Here is a 16,864-nt window from a genome sequence, read left to right on the forward strand (position 1 = left end):
TCAGGAAAGTGAGAGAGCATCCGGCCAAAAGGGCAACGAGGTGAGAGAACGTGGGGACTACCGGGCGCGCTCCACGCGTTTCTCATCCCAGACGGGTTCCTCGGACTCGTAGACCTTGCCATCGGAGCCGAAGATCAGGAAGCGGTCAAAGGACTTGGCGAACCAGCGGTCGTGGGTGACAGCCAGGACCGTTCCCTCGAAGGCATCGATTGCCCGCTCCAGCGCCTCGCCGGAGTGCAGGTCCAAGTTGTCGGTGGGCTCGTCAAGGAGCAAGAGGGTGGCTCCAGACAGCTGCAGCAGCAGGATCTGGAACCGGGCCTGCTGGCCACCGGACAGTGACTCGTACTTTTGCTCCGATTGACCGGCCAATCCGTAGGAGTCCAGAGCACCTGCCGCAGCTTCGCGGGGCAGGCCCGAGCGGTGTTCATCGCCGCGGTGCAGGATCTCCAACAACGTCCGGCCCAGCAGATCGGGGCGAACGTGCGTCTGTGCGAAGAATCCCGGGCGGATACGGGCGCCCAACTTCACAGTTCCTTCATGCGGCACTTCAGCAATGACAACGTCCGACACCGGCAAGTGCTCCCGCTCGGGGTCGGTGCCACCGGTGGCAAGCAAGCGCAGGAAGTGGCTCTTACCGGAACCGTTGGAACCGAGTACGCCCACACGGTCGCCGAACCAGATTTCCGTGGAGAACGGCTTCATGAGCCCAGTCAGTTCAAGCTTCTCCGCCACGACGGCGCGTTTGGCTGTTCGCCCACCCTTGAGGCGCATCTTGACGTTCTGCTCAATTGGCAGGGCCTCGGGTGGTCCAGCCTCCAGGAACTTGGCAAGACGGGTCTGTGCTGCCTGGTACCTGTTTGCCATGTCAGACCGGAACGCGGCCTTGTTCTTGTACATGTTGACGAGTTCCTTGAGCTTCACGTGCTCCTCGTCCCAACGCTTGCGGAGTTCCTCGAATCGGGCGTTCCTGTCGGCGCGTGCCTCTACATAGGAACCGAAACCGCCGCCGTGGATCCAGGCTCCGGCACCGTTGATGCCGGGTTCCAGCGTCACGATTCGGCCGGCGGCGTTGTTGAGCAGCTCGCGGTCGTGGCTGATGAACAGCACGGTCTTCTTGGATTCGTTGAGCTTGGATTCGAGCCAGCGCTTACCGGGGACGTCAAGGTAGTTGTCCGGTTCGTCCAGGAGCAGGAGTTCGTCCGGACCAGCGAAGAGGGCTTCCAACACGAGGCGCTTCTGCTCCCCACCGGACAGCGTGGAGGCACGTCGGAACTGTGCTTTGTCGAAGGAAATTCCCAAAGCCGCCATGCACACTTCGTCCCAGACGGTCTCGACGTCGTACCCGCCGGCGTCTCCCCAATCCACGATCGCCTGGGCGTACTTCATCTGGGTGGGCTCGTCGTCGTGCTCCATCATGGCGAGCTCTGCGTCTTCTACAGCCTTGGCAGCTGCCGCGAGACCGGCTTGGGCCGTCGAAACCAGCAGATCCCGGACAGTTGATTCATCCCGGACTTGCCCCACGAACTGCCGCATGATGCCCATGTTCCCGGATTTGCCCACGACGCCTTCGTCGGGTGTGAGGTCGCCGGAAATGATCTTAAACAGCGTCGTCTTGCCGGTTCCGTTGGGTCCAATCAGCGCGGTCTTGGTGCCGTCAGGCACCTTGAAGGTCACGCCGTTGAGCAGCTGGGTGCCGTCGGAGAGGAAGTAGTCGATGCCGGAAACGTCAATATGGGCCACCGCCCAATCTTCCCACGGCCAGGTATTAGGGCTCGACGGCGGAACTTGGCCTGGGTGCCCAGCGGGCTAAGCGTCAGGCTTTCGCCGGGCAAACTGGGGTGCATGCTCGGGTCGTGGGCCGAAGGCAATCATCCGTGCAGGCAACTTCCGGAAGCTGGGAAAATTACGGAGCACAAAGAGCAACAGCTTGGGCGGCTTTGGCTGCTTGCCCGCCATGACCTGTGCGAAGATCACGCGATGCAGCACCCGCTGAAACGTCTGCACAATCACGGTTGGGGCCCACCGCCGCTTCTGGACGGCGGCGAGGTGATCGTCGTCGAGCGTTTTGCTCAGCAGCGGGGAAGCAAGGATCCGGGCCGCTGCGACGGCGTCCTGCACCGCCAGGTTGATCCCCACGCCGCCGGCGGGGGACATCGCGTGCGCAGCATCGCCAATCAGCAAGAGGCCTGGCTTGTGCCACTCGGACATGCGGTTGAGCTTCACGTCCAACAGGTGGAGATCATCCATGGAGCCAATGTTGTCCACGCGGTCGGCAAGATCTGGCCGCAATCTGGCGATGCGTGCGCGAAACGCCTCTACGCCTTCGGCCCGCAACTGCGGATCCAGTCCTTTCGCCGCAAGGTAGGCGATCTGATAAAAGTCCTTGCGGGTCAAACTCAGCAACACGTCCGAGGTCCCGAAGCTGGGCGCAATCGACGCCACGGCTTTCCTCTCGTCTGCATTCCTCGGAAGCCGGAACCACCAGGTATCGAACGGCACCGGAAATTCGCGTGGGATCAAACCTGCCCGTGAACGAAGTACGGAACTACGACCGTCACATGCCACCGTCAATGAAGCGTTCACTTCGCCCGTCCGCACGGTTTCGCCCGTCAGGGGATCCCGGGTTCTGTAGGCCACGCCCGTCACGGCGCCGGACCCATCGCGGAGCAGCTCTGTCGCCTCAGTGTTCATCCGAAGTGTGAAGGTGGGTTCCTGCTTGGCTGCCTCCACCAGAAAGTTCAGCAAGTCCCACTGGGGCACCATGGCCACGTAGTTGTACGGCTCCTTGAGGAGCCCGAAATCAGCGAGGATCACTGAATCCCCGGTCCCGGCTGGCAGTTGGAAATTGCCGAGCTTGCTCTGCGGCAGCTGCCGGAAACCTTCGCCCAGCCCCAACTCGTCCAGGAGGCGAATGGTGGAAGCATGTACGGTATCGCCACGGAAGTCCCGCAGGAAATCGGCGTGCTTCTCCAGCACAGTGACTTCGACTCCGGCCCTGGCAAGCAGCAAGCCCAGCACAATCCCGGCCGGTCCTCCACCAACCACAACGCACTGCGTGCTGCTTTGCATAGCTTCTCCCGATTTAGCCGGCGGCGGTGAGGAACGACTTCAACAACGGCCCGCTGGTGGTCGCACCCAGCCCGCCGTCTTCCACGAATACTGCAACTGCCAGGTCTCCATGGACGGCAACAATCCAGGCGTGCGTTTTGGGCGGGTCGTCATTGCCGAACTCGGCAGTTCCCGTTTTTGCGCCAACGGGCGCTCCCGGTACCTGGGCGAGGAATCCTGCGTGCCCGGAGGTCACCACTGCCCGCATCATGTCCGACAGTGCCGCGGCTTCTTCCTTGGTGATCGGCTTGGTTGAGGGTGGTGATGCGGGCGCCGTGCTGGCGGAAGCGGACGACGGCGGCGCGCTGCCGCTTTCCGTGGGCGTGGCTGTGGCGCTGGAGTTCTGGGCCTCAGGGTTCAGCACGAGTTGAGGCGACACCGGAGCGCCGTTGCCAACAGAGGCTGCCATGATCGCCGCAGACAGCGGGGAGAAGAGCACCTTCCCCTGGCCGATCATGGATGCCGCGTGCTCGGTTCCCTCTGCCGCTCCGGGGACGGAACCGAGGAAGGCGTCGGCTCCCAGCTTGGGCGCTTCCACGGCCACGCCCAATGCCATCGCGGCAGACTCGAGTTGGTCCTGGCTGACGGTGTCACGGGCATTGATGAAAGCGGTATTGCAGGAGTGCGCAAAAGCGTCCCGCAGCGTAACAGAGCCCAAGGAGCTTTCCGGGTAGCCCTCGGAGTTCTTGAAGGTCCTGCCGTCAACCGTCAGGGTCGGGGTACATTCCACCTTGGAATCAGGCGTGGCGCCGTCGCGGAAGAGCGCCAGGGAATCGACGATCTTGAACGTGGAGCCCGGCGCATATTGGCCAAGCATCGCCGTGTTGTAGCCGTTGCTGCCCGGACCGGATGCCGCCGCCAGAACAGCTCCAGTAGAAGGCTTCAGCGCCACAATGGCGGACGCTGGCCCTACTCCGGCAAGCGTTTCTTCAGCCAGTTGCTGCAGCTTCAGGTCAAGCGTGGTCTTGAGGGTTGTTCCAGGCACGGGAAGGGACGAGAAGAACACTTTGGTTGCCGGGGTCTCGCCTTCCGACTTCGCTTCCTGCTTGGCGACTACCTCCACGCCGTCCTTTCCGCGGAGCAGAGAATCGTATTTCTGTTGAAGGCCGCCGGTTCCTGTGGTGTCCCCGGCCCTCAGGGCACCATTGGACTTTTCGATCTGCTCTGCACTGGCCTGGCCCACGCTTCCCAACAGCGCCCTGGCGAAGGTGCGTGTCGGTGCCAGAGCCATGGAATCCAGGATGCTCGCGCCACCCGGAATGGCAGTGATCTTTGCTTCGGTAATTTCGGGGGTGTAGGCACGGAGGACGATGCCTTCCACGAAAGCTTGCGGACCCGAGGCTGCCACCTGCTTGGCGTACTCTTCAACATCAAGGCCGAGCAAAGCAGCCATTGCCCGGGCGGACGCATCCGCCTGATCAGCGGCAAGCTTGGTCTTGTCGATACCAACGCGGAAAACAGGGCGGTCTTCCACAATGGGGGCATCCCCTGCGCCGAGGATCTGTCCGCGCTGGGCAGGAACCGTCTTAACGGAGAGGGTCTCGTCATCCGAAAGTTCGGGCGCGAGGAGCTGGGGTTTCCATTGAACAGCCCACTTGTCGCCGGACTTTTTCAACGTAGCTTCGGAGCTGTACTCCCATTTGGCCGAGCCAATGTTCCAGCTGTAGTTCAAAGGGAAGGTGGCGGTCTCGCCGTCGAGCTTCACGTCACCTGACTGAACCGATGGCTTGGCGCCGAGTCCCTCAAACACCGCTTTGAGTTGATCGTTGGCCGCGGAGCTGTCCTTGCCCTCCACGGTGAGCGAACCGACGTCGAGCGCGGCAAGCGAGGAGGCCAACTGCTTCGCTGCACCCTCGGCACCCGCGCGGCCGTCATCGCAGGCGGTCAGCGAACCAGCCATCACCAGCGCCACCAAGCCAAGAACAAGATTCCGTGTTTTCATTTTCCCCATTTGCGACATTATGCCCCGTTCCACTGACACTTTCTTGTCGCGCCCACACCCCGGACCCGTCCCACCCCCGGGTCCACCGAAAATGACTTTTAACGCCGGCGAATGATCCTGCGTTGCGCCGCCACGGCAATCGCCGCCGTTCGGTTGTCCACGCCGAGCTTGGAGTAGATGTGCACCAAGTGCGTCTTCACTGTTGCCTCGGAAATGAACAACTGCTTCGCCATGGCGCGGTTGCCCATTCCGGTGGCCAGGAGTTCCAGCAACTGGACTTCCCTGGGGCTCAATGCAGGGGACGGATTCCGGATCCTGCCCATGAGCCGGGCGGCCACCTCCGGTGCCAGCGCGGTCTGACCAGCGGCAGCGGACACCACAGCTTGCTGGATCTGCTCAGGCGGGGCGTCCTTCAACATGTAGCCGCTGGCACCGGCCTCGACAGCGGCAAGGATGTCAGCGTCCGTGTCGTAAGTGGTGAGGATAAGGACAGGCGGCGGGGGAGTCCCGGCCTCGCCGGCTTTGATCCTGCCTGTTGCCGTCACGCCGTCCATACCGTTGCCCATTTGCAGGTCCATCAGCACCAGGTCCACGGGCTCACCCAGTGTGTTCAACCTGCCCAGCTCGGCCAGCGCTGCATCACCGTCCGCCGCCTCGGCCACAACGCTGATACCAGGAAAATCGGCGAGCATTGCCCGGAGGCCGGCCCGCACAACAGGATGGTCGTCCACCAGGAGGATGCGGATCTCACTCATGCCGCACCATTCCCGGCAGGCAGCGGCACCCGAAGGGCAACCACCGTTCCCTCGCCAGGCGCCGACTCTATATCCAAGCTGCCTTCCAGCGCCGCCAACCGTTCGCGAAGGCCCTGAAGTCCGACGCCGGTGCCGTCCCCGCGAGCATTGCCAACCGCCGTCGACGGTTCAAAACCCACGCCGTCGTCAAAAATGTCCAGGGTTATTTCCGAGCCAAGGAAGGACAAGGTCACGACGACGGCACTCGCGCGGGCGTGGGCCCACACGTTTGCCAAGGAGGCCTGGGCGGCCCGAAGCAGGGTGGTCTGGTACGTATTGGGCAAGTCCAAGGGGGTGCCCACAAGTTCGAAGCGGCAGCGCAGTGCGGTTCCCCGGGCGGCTGCTTCGGTCTCGGTCTTCTCGCAAAGCCTGCGCAACGTGTCCACCAGATTGGACTCCTCCAAAGCAGGTGGCCGGAGATCACGGACAAAACTCCGGGCCTCGGCAAGGTTGGCCGAGGCGGTGTCCTGAACTATCCTCAATCGTTCGTTCGCAGCCTTCACGTCCCCCTCGTCCAAGGCTTTCCCCGCAGACCTGCCCATCAAGACGATGCTGGAGAACCCCTGCGCCAAAGTGTCATGTATTTCCCGGGCCAGCCGTTCGCGCTCAGCCAGGACCCCGGCATCGTGCTGGGTTTTGGCCAATTCTGCCCGTGTTCGTCGGAGATCGTCAGCAACAACGCGTTGATTCTCGGCTTCCAGGAACAAGGCACGGTATGCCAACCCGGTGACCACGGCAAAGCCAGCTCCAAACATGGGTCCCAGGACCATCGCAAGCTGCAGACCGCCGTCGGCCGCGCCTCTGCTGTGGAACCAGAGGGCACCAATCAGCAAAGCGGTGCTCACCACGATTGCCGGCAAGGCGAGACGACGGGGGAGTACGTGCAATTGGAGGAAGAAGAGCGGGAAGGCAACCCATGCGAAATCGCCGCTGACCAGGAGAAGCAACAGCCACAAGATCATCACAGCGGCAAGCCACCAACCTGAGTAGGGTGTGGGATCGAACCGGCCGGCTCCGGTGGCGTGGCGTTTCTCGAGGATGGTTCCCACGAGATACACCAGGGCCAAGGCGGCTGACAGTCCCAGTCCAGCAATGACCGCCACCGGCGACGGACTGCCCGCAGTGCCTGCCAGGAGCCGCACCACTGCCACCAACAGCAGCGCCGCGAAGCCCACATGGAGACTTATCCGCAGCACACGGAGGATTGTGGCGGTGCCCGTAGGAGTCTCCTGCATGCGTCCCAGCCTATCCCCGGCCTTGCGCCGCTCCCTGAAAAATTCCGCGTCGTGAAGCAGGAATCAACCAATCGGATGATGGCCGGTTCAACCCCTTGATGTGCGCGAATCCATCGGGCTCCCGATGTGCCCGGTTCCATTGGCCGGAAGAGTGGATTCAGACGGGACCAAGCCCGCATCCAAGCAAAGGATTCTGATGTTTCTCGCCATCCGCGACATCCGCTACGCCAAGGGCCGCTTCGCGCTCATGGGGAGTGTTGTCGCACTTATTACGCTGCTGCTGGTAATGCTTTCGGGGCTTACTGCCGGGCTCGGAAACCAGTCGACGTCGGCCATTGAATCATTGCCCGCACAGCAGATCGTCTTCGGCACACCGGCGGGCGGGGAGCCGAAGGCCTCCTACACCGAGTCTGAGGTTTCCACTGCCCAGCTCGAGGCCTGGCGGGAACAACCCGGCGTGTCATCGGCACAGGCGGTGGGCATTAGCCAAACCCGCTTCCAATCCTTGGCCGGGGATGGCGTTCCTAAAGGCACGGCAAATGTGGCAGTTTTTGGCGGTTCGACGGCTCCTGCCCCTGTTGAAGACGGGACGGTAGTGGTCGGCGAAACCCTTGCGAAGGAACTGACGCTTGAGGCTGGCAGCCGCGTCCGGGTCGGTGGTACGGAGCTGACTGTTTCAGAAGTTGTGCAGGACCAGTGGTACTCGCACACCGGCGTCGTGTGGACCACGCTGGACACCTGGCGAAACATCGCCCACGCTCCCCAGGGCACCGCCACGGTCCTGGCCATAAATTACGACGCCGGTGCCTCCGTCAGCGTTGATGCCGCCAACGCTGCGGCTGGCACGGTGAGCATGGATCCCGTCGGCTCTTTCCAGGCTCTCGCCTCCTACAAGAGTGAGAACGGCTCGCTAATGCTTATGCAGGCATTTCTTTACGGAATCTCTGCTTTGGTGATCGTGGCCTTCCTTACGGTGTGGACAGTGCAGCGGACGCGTGACATTGCGGTCCTGAAAGCCCTCGGCGGCTCTTCCGGGTATGTCCTGCGTGATGCCTTGGCCCAGGCGGCGATCGTGCTGCTGGCCGGCGCCGCATGTGGCGGTTTGTTAGGTCTGGCAGGCGGACTTCTCGCGGCCACCGCGGCGCCGTTCCTCGTCACGCCTTTTACCACCTTGGCACCGGTTGTCGGCGTCGTCCTCCTAGGCCTCGGCGGCGCTGTCCTCGCGGTCCGCAATGTAACCAAAGTAGATCCACTATTTGCCCTCGGCGGCAACTAGACCTTGAACATTCCCAGGAAGGCATAAATCATGACGCATGCATTGAATCTCATCAACATCACTCTGGAATACCCCGACGGCGACTCCACCCTCAAGGCCTTGGATGCCGTAGACCTTGCAGTTGGACGTGGGGAGTTCCTCTCTTTGGTGGGTCCGTCCGGTTCCGGCAAGTCCTCACTCCTGGCTGTTGCGGCCACGCTCGTGAAGCCCACCTCCGGACTCGTCCTCATCAACGGGCAGGACGTTTCCGCGCTAAAGGAGGCCGAACGCACGGCCCTGCGGCGCGACAAAGTCGGCATCATCTTCCAGCAGCCAAATCTTCTTCCGTCGCTGACCGCCGTCGAGCAGTTGCTGATCCGGGACCATCTTCGTGGCAAAGCTGTCCGTGAGGCCCTTGGCAAAGCACATGAACTCTTGGAGATCGTGGGCTTGGCCGCATCGGCAAACAAGAGGCCGCACCAACTATCCGGTGGGCAGCGTCAGAGGGTGAACATCGCCAGGGCCCTCATGGGCAGCCCCACCGTATTACTGGTGGACGAACCTACCGCAGCCCTGGACCACGAACGCAGCGAATCGATCGTGAGGTTGTTGCGCCGGATAACGGACGAATTCTCCACGGCTACTGTGATGGTCACGCACGACACCGAGTTTCTCCCTCTGACTGACTCCGTCGCAACCATGCGGGATGGACGAATCAGCCGCGCCGTCCTCCCGTCCGCTCTGCCCAATTAGGTCGCAGTTGAGCGCGTTTTGCGTGCTCAGAACGCGCTCAGCTGCGACTTACTTGGGGGAGCCGAGCAAAGCTTCATCCTGCGCGTCGTCGTAGGCGTCGCGGGCTTCGAGAATCGTAGGCACGTGGCTCTCGGCCCAATGACGCAAAAGTGTGAGGGGTTGCAGGAGGGATTCGCCCATTGGAGTAAGTTCGTAATCCACTCGCGGAGGCACCTGAGCGTGGACGGTCCGCGTAATGAGCCCATCGCGTTCCAGGGCACGCAGGGTCTGCGTCAGGACCTTCGGCGTGACAACGTTGACCATCTTGCGCAGCTCCGAGAACCGCACGGGCCCATCACCGAGGACTTGGATCACCAAAGACGCCCACTTGTCGCCGATTCTTTGGAAGATCACGCGGGATGGGCAATTGGGATCCAGGATGTTCCCCGGCAGGGCATTAGTATCCATCAGGTAACTCAGTTCCTTTGAAGCTATCAGTATCCAATAGATACCTTCGTGTTATCGCAAGGATAGCAACCCAAAGGAGAGTCATGAAAATCGCAGTCTACGGCGCAACGGGCATGGTGGGCACTGAAATCGTCAATGAATCCATCAACCGCGGCCATGAAGTGACGGCTATCTCCCGCAAGGGCGCCGAGATCGCCGGCGCAACTGCCCAGGTTGCCGATATGGGCGACGCTGAGGTCTTTGCCTCCATTGCAAAGGACCACGACGTCGTTGTGCTGGCTACGGGTCCCAGCCGCACCGGCGGGGATCACGGAGAGTGGCTCGATGCCATGGCCACTGCTTACAGCAACGCCGAAGGAACCCGCCTCATGATCGTTGGCGGTGCAGGCACCCTTGAGGTAGACGGCGTCCGGCTCCTCGACTCCCCGGACTTCCCCGAGGCATACAAAGCGGAGGCCACCACCGCCGCGAAGGCACTGGAAGCCGTCAAGCAGACTCCCGAGGACGTCGACTGGACCGTCCTTGCCCCCGCTCCGGTTATCCAGCCCGGCGAGCGTACCGGCGAATACAACGTGGCTAAGGATTCCCCCGCCGGAACCAGCATCTCCTCGCAGGACTACGCCGTTGCAATGCTGGATGAAATCGAAAGCCCGGCTCACCGCCGCGCACGCTTCACGGCCGCGAACTAAACAGCAGCCTGGCTTAACCCACAGTCAGGCCAAGCCCGGGTACCGGTAGCTGGAATATGTCCTTGAGGGCATGTTTCGCCGCATGGTACCCGGGCATCCCCGTAACACCAGGCCCGGGTGGGGTGGAAGAGGAACACAGATAGACGCCCGGCATGGGCGTACGCCACGGCACGTTGGACACCACTGGCCTCTGCACGAGGCCCCGCAAATCCAACAGACCCGCGCTGAAGTCACCCCCCACGTAGTTTTCGTTGTAGGCGGCCAGTTCAACCGCCGTCGTGGTCTTCGAGGCAACCACCACGTCCCGGAAGCCTGGCGCGTATCGCTCAATCCGTGCGGTGACAGCCTCAGCCATGTCCACATCAGAGTCAGCTGGCACATGGCAATACGTCCACAGGATGCGTCGTCCCGCTGGCGCCCGCGACGGGTCCACAAGGGACGGCTGGGAAACCAGCACGTAGGGCTCCGTTGGGTGTTTGCCCATGTCCACGAGGTTCTCGGATTCGGCCATGGCCATTCGCGAACCGCCCACATGAACCGTCCCCGCCCGCCTCAGGCCAGAGGCCAGCCAGGGAACGGGTTCGGACAGGATGTAGTCCACTTTGCAGGCTGCATTCCCGAAGCGGAATGCATCCAGAGCCCGACGATAGTTGTCGGGTATCTCAGCGCCACCCAGACGTGCGAGCGTCGGGGGTGCAACATCCAGCAGGATCGCCTTTGCCGGCCTGACCTGATCGAAAGAATCCACGCGCTCACCGGTGTGGATGGTTCCGCCGTGGGCAATGAGGTCCTCGGCCATCGCACCTGCAATTGCTGCGGAACCGCCCACAGGCACTACCCATCCGCCGGCGTGGGCCAGGACGGCAAGCATGAGTCCGGCACCGGTCGAACTGAGCGCGGGCTGCGAGCCCAAAGCGTGGGACATCACGCCTGTCAGTAAGGCCGGAGCAGCCTCTTCACGGAAGCGCCGTCCCCAGAACGGTGTTCCTTGGTCCAGGGTTGCGAGGCCAAACAACACAGCCGCAAGCGGGTCCTTGGGCACACGGAGCAACTGGTTCGACGTAAAGTCCACCACCCCATTGACGCGCGCAAGAAGCGGCGCAATCAGCCGACGGTACGCTGGACCATCCACCCCCAGTTCCATGGATGTCCGTTCCAAGGACTGGTAAGCGAGGGCGGCTCCGCCCACGTCCAGAGGAGTCCCGTGCTGGACTTCGGGCACGCGCAGCTCAATGCGCTGCGAAAGATTGAATTCCTTGAAGAAAGGAGACGCCACTGCCATTGGATGCACTGCGGAGCATACGTCGTGCAGATGTCCCGGCTTGATCAGCTCGCTTGTCCGGGTTCCGCCTCCGATGTCATCGGCGGCCTCGTACAGATGTACCTCCAGCCCCGCCCGGGCCATGGTCACTGCCGCTGCAAGACCATTGGGACCGGACCCGACGACGGCGACATCAGCCATCGCTACCCACCTCCAACTGCCGGGGTGCTTCAGGCTCGGCCGACTCAACCCTTGAACGCCAAGGGAGAACCGACGTGGACGGATGGAGAACGTTAATCCTGAGCCAATCCTTGGTGCCCTCGAAAGGCCCGCCATGGGGATCGTCTTCGCCGAAAGCACGTAGGGGATCCTGCGATGGATCCCAGATATCCATCACCACCCTTGCCATCAGGTACGCCGTTGCAACCATGTGCAGGGCCACGGCCAGGACGTAGTAGGACGTGTCTATGTTGTGCTGCACGGACCCGCCGCTGGTCGCTTGGCCCAGGTACATCCAGATGGCGGCCCAGTGCAGACCTTCGGCGGCCTGCCAGACCAGGAAGTCCCGCCAGCGCGGTCTCGCGAGTGCAAGTAGGGGAATGAGCCAGATGACGAACTGGGGCGAGTACACCTTGTTGGTGAGGATGAACGCGGCCACAATCAGGAAGGCCAACTGGGCGAGGCGCGGGCGCCTGGGCGCCGCCAAAGCCAGGGCACCGATCAACGCGCACGCAATGACGAACAGGTTCAGCGCGAGCGAGTTGATCGTGACGGCGTTGAGTTGGCTCCATTGAAGCCGATCGGCAACGAGGTTGAACGCGAACCAGGGAGAGCTGTATCCGGCGGGCCGTTCCTGGGTGAACTCAAAGAAGTAGCGCCAGCCCGAAGGGTTCATTGCCGCGATGGGAAGGTTGACGGCCAGCCATGACGCAGCGGCCGCGGCGGCTGTCATGAAGAAGGCCCTCAAACGGCCACTGCGCAGGGCCAACACCAAAATGGCACCCAGAATGAGGACAGGGTACAGCTTGGTGGCTGTTCCCAGCCCTATGCAGATTCCCGCCAGGATCAACTTGTCGCGGGAGAAGAAGTACATGGCCAGCGCGAGGAGGGCCACCGCCCACATGTCCCAGTTGATGAACCCCGCAAGGACGATTCCCGGGGCCAAAGCCACCATGGCGGCATCCCAGGGGCGGCGCTTGTTCATTCGGGCGGTCAGGAGGACGGTAATTATCCATACGGCAACGATCAGCGTTGCGTTGACGTCGAAGTAACCCAGAATGCGTTCGCTACTCACCCCTTGGCCAGGCACCAGCAGTGCGGTCAGTCCTGCGACGATCCCCATGAGGACCGGGTACTCAAACAAGCTGCCTTGCGTGAAGAAGGGGAACACTCCATCGCCCAGGCCGCGGTTGCGGAAGAGCTCGGGGAAGTCGGAGTAGCACGTGGCGTAAAACTGTGTGGGCGTCTCCCAACCATTGACGCGGCAATAGTCCTTCGCCAGCACCGCCAGCAAAGCAGCGATCACGGTGAGGATAACGAGGACGCGTTCTACCGTGAACGGTGCGGGGGAGATCTGTCCTGGGGCCGAGTGGCGGCCCAAGGGCCCACCTACAACCTCCGTGAAGTTACGAAGCAGGGAGTCGCTGCGGCTTGGAACCACAAAGCGGGCACGTTTTCGCTGCCGGTGCGGCTTCGTCTCCTGCATAAATCGAGCTTACAGTCAGGCAGCTTAACTATCGCCACCAGAGCAGACCGCTAAAAGGGGGAAGCCCACGCGTAGCCGCGTGGGCTTCCTGGGGTTCAGCATGCATCTGCGGCACCGGAAACTCCTTCGAAAGGGCTGAAGGACATCAACGGATGAGTCCCATCTGGTGCAGGACGACGAAGACGTCTTCACGACCTTGCTTGAGCAGCTGGTCGTTGAACAGCGTGCGTTCCTTGGGAGCATCGCTGCTCTTGTAGAAGCGCAGGTCCTTGGGGCGCTTTGGCATATGGTTCACCTCCTTTCATTGCAGGAAATTGCCGGAATTGGGCACAACAAATAAAGCCAATTGAGTTCAGGAGAAATCAAGGCATAAAAACGCGCCCAAATAGTCCGACGCTAATAAGGGGAGTGGGCAGACCTATACGGGAGCAGCGAGTGATCGTGCACAATTGCGTGTGCTTCCTGCAGTCGGCCCAACAAGAAGCTGGTTCCGAACTTTGGGGAAACTGCGCACCCGCGTCTTGTTGCGTGGGTCTGCGCCTACAACTGACTGCTCAGAATGCCACCCTTGACGGGTGGCCATGAAGACCGCCGACGTTGGAGCCGGTCCGGTGGTTCAGGGAGTGGTCAGCGCTTCGAAAAATGCTTCGAAAAAGGGCGTCGATCAGCGCAAGAGGCCGGGGTAGCAGTGACGGTCACATTCCATCCGCTAGTCAAAGTAATCATTTTTCCCAACCTCCTTTTCCGCTGTGGCATTACGTTCCGACTGATTAACCGGAGTAATGCGCGCCTCGTTCCCGGCGGGTCGCTCTGGGAACAAGATATAAGCTACCCCATGAATAGGAGTCTTGGCCAGCGCAATTCGCTATTTAGCCAAAGTTTTTCTAAATTCGCGTTTCAGAGGCCCCAACGGACAATCGCCGGCGTCCGCTTATCCCATCCAAGCGTGCAAACCTTGGCAGTTCCAAGAATGAAGTGGCGGCCTTCCTTGGCATCCATTTCCAGCCACCGGGCCGTAAGAATACGGGAGAAATGCCCGTGTGCCACTACCAGCACATTGTCCATTCCCGACTCCAGGACACGTCCAATGATCTTGTCAGCGCGGGCGGCCACTTCGTCCAGCGTTTCCCCGTTGGGCACGCCGTCCGTCCAGATGAGGTAGTCCGGGTTGTCCTTGCGGATGAGGTCGGAGCTGACGCCCTCGTAGTCTCCGTAGTTCCATTCCACTGCCAGTGGCTCGTGCACGGCGTCAGGGAAGCCGGCCAGTTCTGCCGTGCGGCGGGCGCGACGCAGTGGGGAGGTCAGCACCAAGTCGAAGTCGATGCCCTCAAGGACTTTGCGCGCCTCGACAGCCTGCTGCTCACCCTCGACGGTCAAGGGAAGGTCGGTCAAACCCGTGTACTGGCCGCTCTTGGACCATTCCGTCTCGCCGTGGCGAAGGATCCAAAGTTGCGGACGCGGGGAGATCGCGGCGTTCATGAGGACTCCTTGGTTTCTGCGGCGGTTTCGGTTGAAGGTTCGACGACGGCGGACTCGGGTTGCGCTTCCCACCACGCCAAGAGCTTCTTCTCGGCTTCCTCCGGGGACAGCGGTCCGTGTTCCATCCGTTCTTCCAGAAGGAACTTGTAGGCCCGGCCGACGACAGGACCTGGCTTTAGCCCCAGAAGCGCCATGATTTGCGCGCCATCGAGGTCAGGCCGAACAGCCGCCAACGATTCCTGCTCCAAGAGGGCCGAGATTCGGTGCTCAAGGTCATCGTAGGCGAAGGACAAGCGGTCGGCCTTGCGTTGGTTACGCGTGGTGACATCGGATCGGGTGAGCCGATGCAGGCGTTCCAGCAGCGGACCGGCATCGGTCACGTAACGGCGGACGGCAGAATCGGTCCAGCCAGCGTCTCCATAGCCGTAGAACCGCATGTGCAATTCGACCAGGCGGGACACGGCTTTGATCGACTCGTTGTCGAAGCGCAACGCCTTCATTCGCTTGGCCGTCAGCTTCGCACCCACAACGTCGTGATGCCTGAAGCTCACCGCGCCGCCCGGTTCGAACCGGCGCGTAGCCGGCTTGCCGACGTCGTGCATTAGGGCGGCGAACCGAAGCACAAAGTCCGGACCTGGTACGGGACCGTCGGCGCCGGTTTCCAGCGAGGCCGCCTGTTCGAGGACCTGCAGGGAGTGCTGATATACGTCTTTATGGCGGTGGTGTTCATCGGCTTCCAGGCGGAGCGCGGATACCTCAGGGAGGACAGACTCAGCCAGCCCGGTGTCCACCAGGAGATCGATGCCCACGCGCGGGTGCGCGCCATTAATCAGCTTGACCAGTTCATCGCGGACGCGCTCGGCGGAGATGATCTTGATGCGGTCGGCCATCTGGGACATGGCGAGGCGGACGTCGTCGTGAACCGACACGCCCAGCTGGGACGCGAAACGCGCTGCACGCATCATGCGCAGCGGATCATCGGAGAAGGAGGCCTCAGGCGCACCGGGAGTGGCGAGTTCGGAGGCGTGGAGGTCCCGGACGCCACCGAAAGGGTCCACCAGTTCCAGGCTCGGCAGGCGCAAAGCCATGGCGTTGATAGTGAAGTCGCGGCGCAGCAAGTCCTCTGTCAAGGAGTTGCCAAAGGCGACTACGGGCTTACGGGAGTCGGGATCATACGCCTCGGCGCGGTAGGTGGTGACTTCGATCTGGAAGCCGTTTTTCTTCATCCCGATCGTGCCGAAGGCCCGCCCTATTTCCCAGAAGTTGTCCGCCCACTTCTTGATGACGGAGATCGTCTGCTCGGGCGTCGCGTCTGTGGTGAAGTCCAGGTCCGGGGACGTCCTCCCCAGGAAAAGGTCGCGCACAGGTCCACCAACCAAAGACAGCTCGAAGCCGGCATCGACAAAGCGCTGCCCGAGATCGAGCACCACCGGATCGATGGTGAAGTTAACTGAAGAGCTGTCCAATACGTGCGCCATAGTTCCTTAAGCTTGGCAGATTTTTCCGCAGCATTGGGCCAGAGTTGCATCCGAAAACCGGCGGACCCATAACGCGTGTCTCCTGCAGTCCATCTTGCGGCCATGTCCCGGTCATCACTCGAGGGCAAGAGTCGTTAGAGTGGACTTCATGGCCAATCCGATCCCGAGCGCTCCTGGCAGGAGGACGAACGCACCGTTGCCGTCGGCAATCGGCGCCCACGTCGCGCCTGCCCCGCAGCACCCGGTCCAGGCCTCGCTTCCCACTGTGGAGGAAGTGTCGGCAGGCGGTGTCGTTGTGGACACGTCCGACGGCGAACTCCGGGTCGCGATCATCGCCCGCCTTAATAGGGGTGGCCGGCTTGAATGGTGCCTGCCCAAGGGCCATCCGGAAGGTCGGGAGAACAACGAGGAAGCTGCCGTCCGTGAGATCGCCGAGGAAACCGGCATCGAGGGCAACATCCTGGCGCCCCTGGGCAGCATCGACTACTGGTTCACCGTAAGCGGCCATCGGGTCCACAAGACCGTGCACCATTTTCTGCTCCAGGCCACCGGCGGCGAGCTCACCATCGAGAATGATCCGGACCAGGAGGCCGTGGACGCCGCATGGGTTCCGATCCAGGAATTGGCGCGCAAATTGTCCTTCCCGAATGAACGGCGCATCGCCGATTTGGCACGGGAAGTGCTTCCCGAACACCTCTGACCCGGGTGCATGGGACGA

Annotated in this window: 15 protein-coding genes; 4 read left to right on the plus strand and 11 right to left on the minus strand. The window is 61.9% G+C overall.

Annotated features, from left to right (window positions below; translation table 11 throughout):
* Positions 1–57: 57 nt before the first annotated feature.
* The 5 genes from VUN82_24855 to VUN82_24875 all read right to left on the minus strand — a co-directional run bounded on the left by VUN82_24855 (position 58) and on the right by VUN82_24875 (position 7,079).
* Positions 58–1,740: an ATP-binding cassette domain-containing protein gene (locus tag VUN82_24855; protein XAS72260.1), complete on the minus strand. Its 1,683-nt coding sequence runs from the start codon at positions 1,738–1,740 to the stop codon at positions 58–60.
* A gap of 66 nt (positions 1,741–1,806) precedes the next feature.
* Complete coding sequence (locus VUN82_24860; GenBank protein XAS72261.1) at positions 1,807–3,069, minus strand: FAD-dependent oxidoreductase; 1,263 nt, start codon at positions 3,067–3,069, stop codon at positions 1,807–1,809.
* A gap of 13 nt (positions 3,070–3,082) precedes the next feature.
* On the minus strand, positions 3,083–5,059 hold the full coding sequence (locus VUN82_24865) for a penicillin-binding transpeptidase domain-containing protein (GenBank protein XAS72262.1): 1,977 nt from the start codon (positions 5,057–5,059) through the stop codon (positions 3,083–3,085).
* Between the two features lie 89 nt (positions 5,060–5,148).
* The gene (locus tag VUN82_24870) at positions 5,149–5,805 is read right to left on the minus strand and encodes a response regulator transcription factor (protein ID XAS72263.1); all 657 of its coding nucleotides are present in this window, start codon (positions 5,803–5,805) and stop codon (positions 5,149–5,151) included.
* Complete coding sequence (locus tag VUN82_24875; GenBank protein XAS72264.1) at positions 5,802–7,079, minus strand: sensor histidine kinase; 1,278 nt, start codon at positions 7,077–7,079, stop codon at positions 5,802–5,804. The genes VUN82_24870 and VUN82_24875 overlap by 4 nt, the downstream gene beginning before the upstream one ends.
* A gap of 196 nt (positions 7,080–7,275) precedes the next feature.
* On the opposite strand from VUN82_24875, the gene VUN82_24880 reads away from it, so the two are divergent.
* Positions 7,276–8,355, plus strand: a complete 1,080-nt coding sequence (locus VUN82_24880) for an FtsX-like permease family protein (GenBank protein ID XAS72265.1) — start codon at positions 7,276–7,278, stop codon at positions 8,353–8,355.
* A gap of 30 nt (positions 8,356–8,385) precedes the next feature.
* Positions 8,386–9,087 (plus strand): ABC transporter ATP-binding protein, encoded by a 702-nt coding sequence (locus VUN82_24885; GenBank protein XAS72266.1) that lies wholly within the window; start codon positions 8,386–8,388, stop codon positions 9,085–9,087.
* Between the two features lie 48 nt (positions 9,088–9,135).
* On the opposite strand, the gene VUN82_24890 is transcribed toward VUN82_24885, so the two are convergent.
* Positions 9,136–9,534, minus strand: coding sequence for a helix-turn-helix domain-containing protein (locus VUN82_24890; protein XAS72267.1), 399 nt, complete (start codon positions 9,532–9,534; stop codon positions 9,136–9,138).
* A gap of 83 nt (positions 9,535–9,617) precedes the next feature.
* Here VUN82_24890 and VUN82_24895 point away from each other — a divergent pair, with 83 nt between their 5' ends.
* Positions 9,618–10,223 (plus strand): NAD(P)H-binding protein, encoded by a 606-nt coding sequence (locus tag VUN82_24895; protein ID XAS72268.1) that lies wholly within the window; start codon positions 9,618–9,620, stop codon positions 10,221–10,223.
* Between the two features lie 13 nt (positions 10,224–10,236).
* On the opposite strand, the gene VUN82_24900 is transcribed toward VUN82_24895, so the two are convergent.
* From VUN82_24900 to VUN82_24920, 5 genes are all read right to left on the minus strand, one after another.
* Complete coding sequence (locus VUN82_24900) at positions 10,237–11,685, minus strand: NAD(P)/FAD-dependent oxidoreductase (GenBank protein ID XAS72269.1); 1,449 nt, start codon at positions 11,683–11,685, stop codon at positions 10,237–10,239.
* A complete protein-coding gene (locus VUN82_24905) occupies positions 11,678–13,189 on the minus strand; it encodes a glycosyltransferase 87 family protein (protein ID XAS72270.1) in 1,512 nt (503 codons plus the stop codon). Before VUN82_24905 ends, VUN82_24900 begins: the two co-directional genes overlap by 8 nt.
* 145 nt (positions 13,190–13,334) lie before the next feature.
* Positions 13,335–13,475 (minus strand): hypothetical protein, encoded by a 141-nt coding sequence (locus VUN82_24910; GenBank protein XAS72271.1) that lies wholly within the window; start codon positions 13,473–13,475, stop codon positions 13,335–13,337.
* A 611-nt stretch (positions 13,476–14,086) separates the two neighbouring features.
* On the minus strand, positions 14,087–14,668 hold the full coding sequence (locus tag VUN82_24915) for a histidine phosphatase family protein (GenBank protein XAS72272.1): 582 nt from the start codon (positions 14,666–14,668) through the stop codon (positions 14,087–14,089).
* Entirely contained in the window at positions 14,665–16,146 is a 1,482-nt protein-coding gene (locus tag VUN82_24920) for a CCA tRNA nucleotidyltransferase (GenBank protein ID XAS72273.1), read from the minus strand. The genes VUN82_24915 and VUN82_24920 overlap by 4 nt, the downstream gene beginning before the upstream one ends.
* A gap of 196 nt (positions 16,147–16,342) precedes the next feature.
* On the opposite strand from VUN82_24920, the gene VUN82_24925 reads away from it, so the two are divergent.
* On the plus strand, positions 16,343–16,846 hold the full coding sequence (locus VUN82_24925; GenBank protein ID XAS74788.1) for an NUDIX hydrolase: 504 nt from the start codon (positions 16,343–16,345) through the stop codon (positions 16,844–16,846).
* Positions 16,847–16,864 lie beyond the last annotated feature (18 nt).

Source organism: Micrococcaceae bacterium Sec5.1 (genome assembly GCA_039636795.1).
Taxonomy (GTDB): Bacteria; Actinomycetota; Actinomycetes; order Actinomycetales; family Micrococcaceae; genus Arthrobacter.

What these genes read in the sequence shown, in the direction of transcription:
- VUN82_24920 (XAS72273.1), bottom strand. Translation starts at nt 16,146, where the DNA reads ATGGCGCACGTATTGGACAGCTCTTCAGTTAACTTCACCATCGATCCG.
- VUN82_24865 (XAS72262.1), bottom strand. Translation starts at nt 5,059, where the DNA reads ATGGGGAAAATGAAAACACGGAATCTTGTTCTTGGCTTGGTGGCGCTG.
- VUN82_24910 (XAS72271.1), bottom strand. Translation starts at nt 13,475, where the DNA reads ATGCCAAAGCGCCCCAAGGACCTGCGCTTCTACAAGAGCAGCGATGCT.
- VUN82_24885 (XAS72266.1), top strand. Translation starts at nt 8,386, where the DNA reads ATGACGCATGCATTGAATCTCATCAACATCACTCTGGAATACCCCGAC.
- VUN82_24895 (XAS72268.1), top strand. Translation starts at nt 9,618, where the DNA reads ATGAAAATCGCAGTCTACGGCGCAACGGGCATGGTGGGCACTGAAATC.
- VUN82_24870 (XAS72263.1), bottom strand. Translation starts at nt 5,805, where the DNA reads ATGAGTGAGATCCGCATCCTCCTGGTGGACGACCATCCTGTTGTGCGG.
- VUN82_24905 (XAS72270.1), bottom strand. Translation starts at nt 13,189, where the DNA reads ATGCAGGAGACGAAGCCGCACCGGCAGCGAAAACGTGCCCGCTTTGTG.
- VUN82_24875 (XAS72264.1), bottom strand. Translation starts at nt 7,079, where the DNA reads ATGCAGGAGACTCCTACGGGCACCGCCACAATCCTCCGTGTGCTGCGG.
- VUN82_24880 (XAS72265.1), top strand. Translation starts at nt 7,276, where the DNA reads ATGTTTCTCGCCATCCGCGACATCCGCTACGCCAAGGGCCGCTTCGCG.
- VUN82_24900 (XAS72269.1), bottom strand. Translation starts at nt 11,685, where the DNA reads ATGGCTGATGTCGCCGTCGTCGGGTCCGGTCCCAATGGTCTTGCAGCG.
- VUN82_24890 (XAS72267.1), bottom strand. Translation starts at nt 9,534, where the DNA reads ATGGATACTAATGCCCTGCCGGGGAACATCCTGGATCCCAATTGCCCA.
- VUN82_24915 (XAS72272.1), bottom strand. Translation starts at nt 14,668, where the DNA reads ATGAACGCCGCGATCTCCCCGCGTCCGCAACTTTGGATCCTTCGCCAC.
- VUN82_24860 (XAS72261.1), bottom strand. Translation starts at nt 3,069, where the DNA reads ATGCAAAGCAGCACGCAGTGCGTTGTGGTTGGTGGAGGACCGGCCGGG.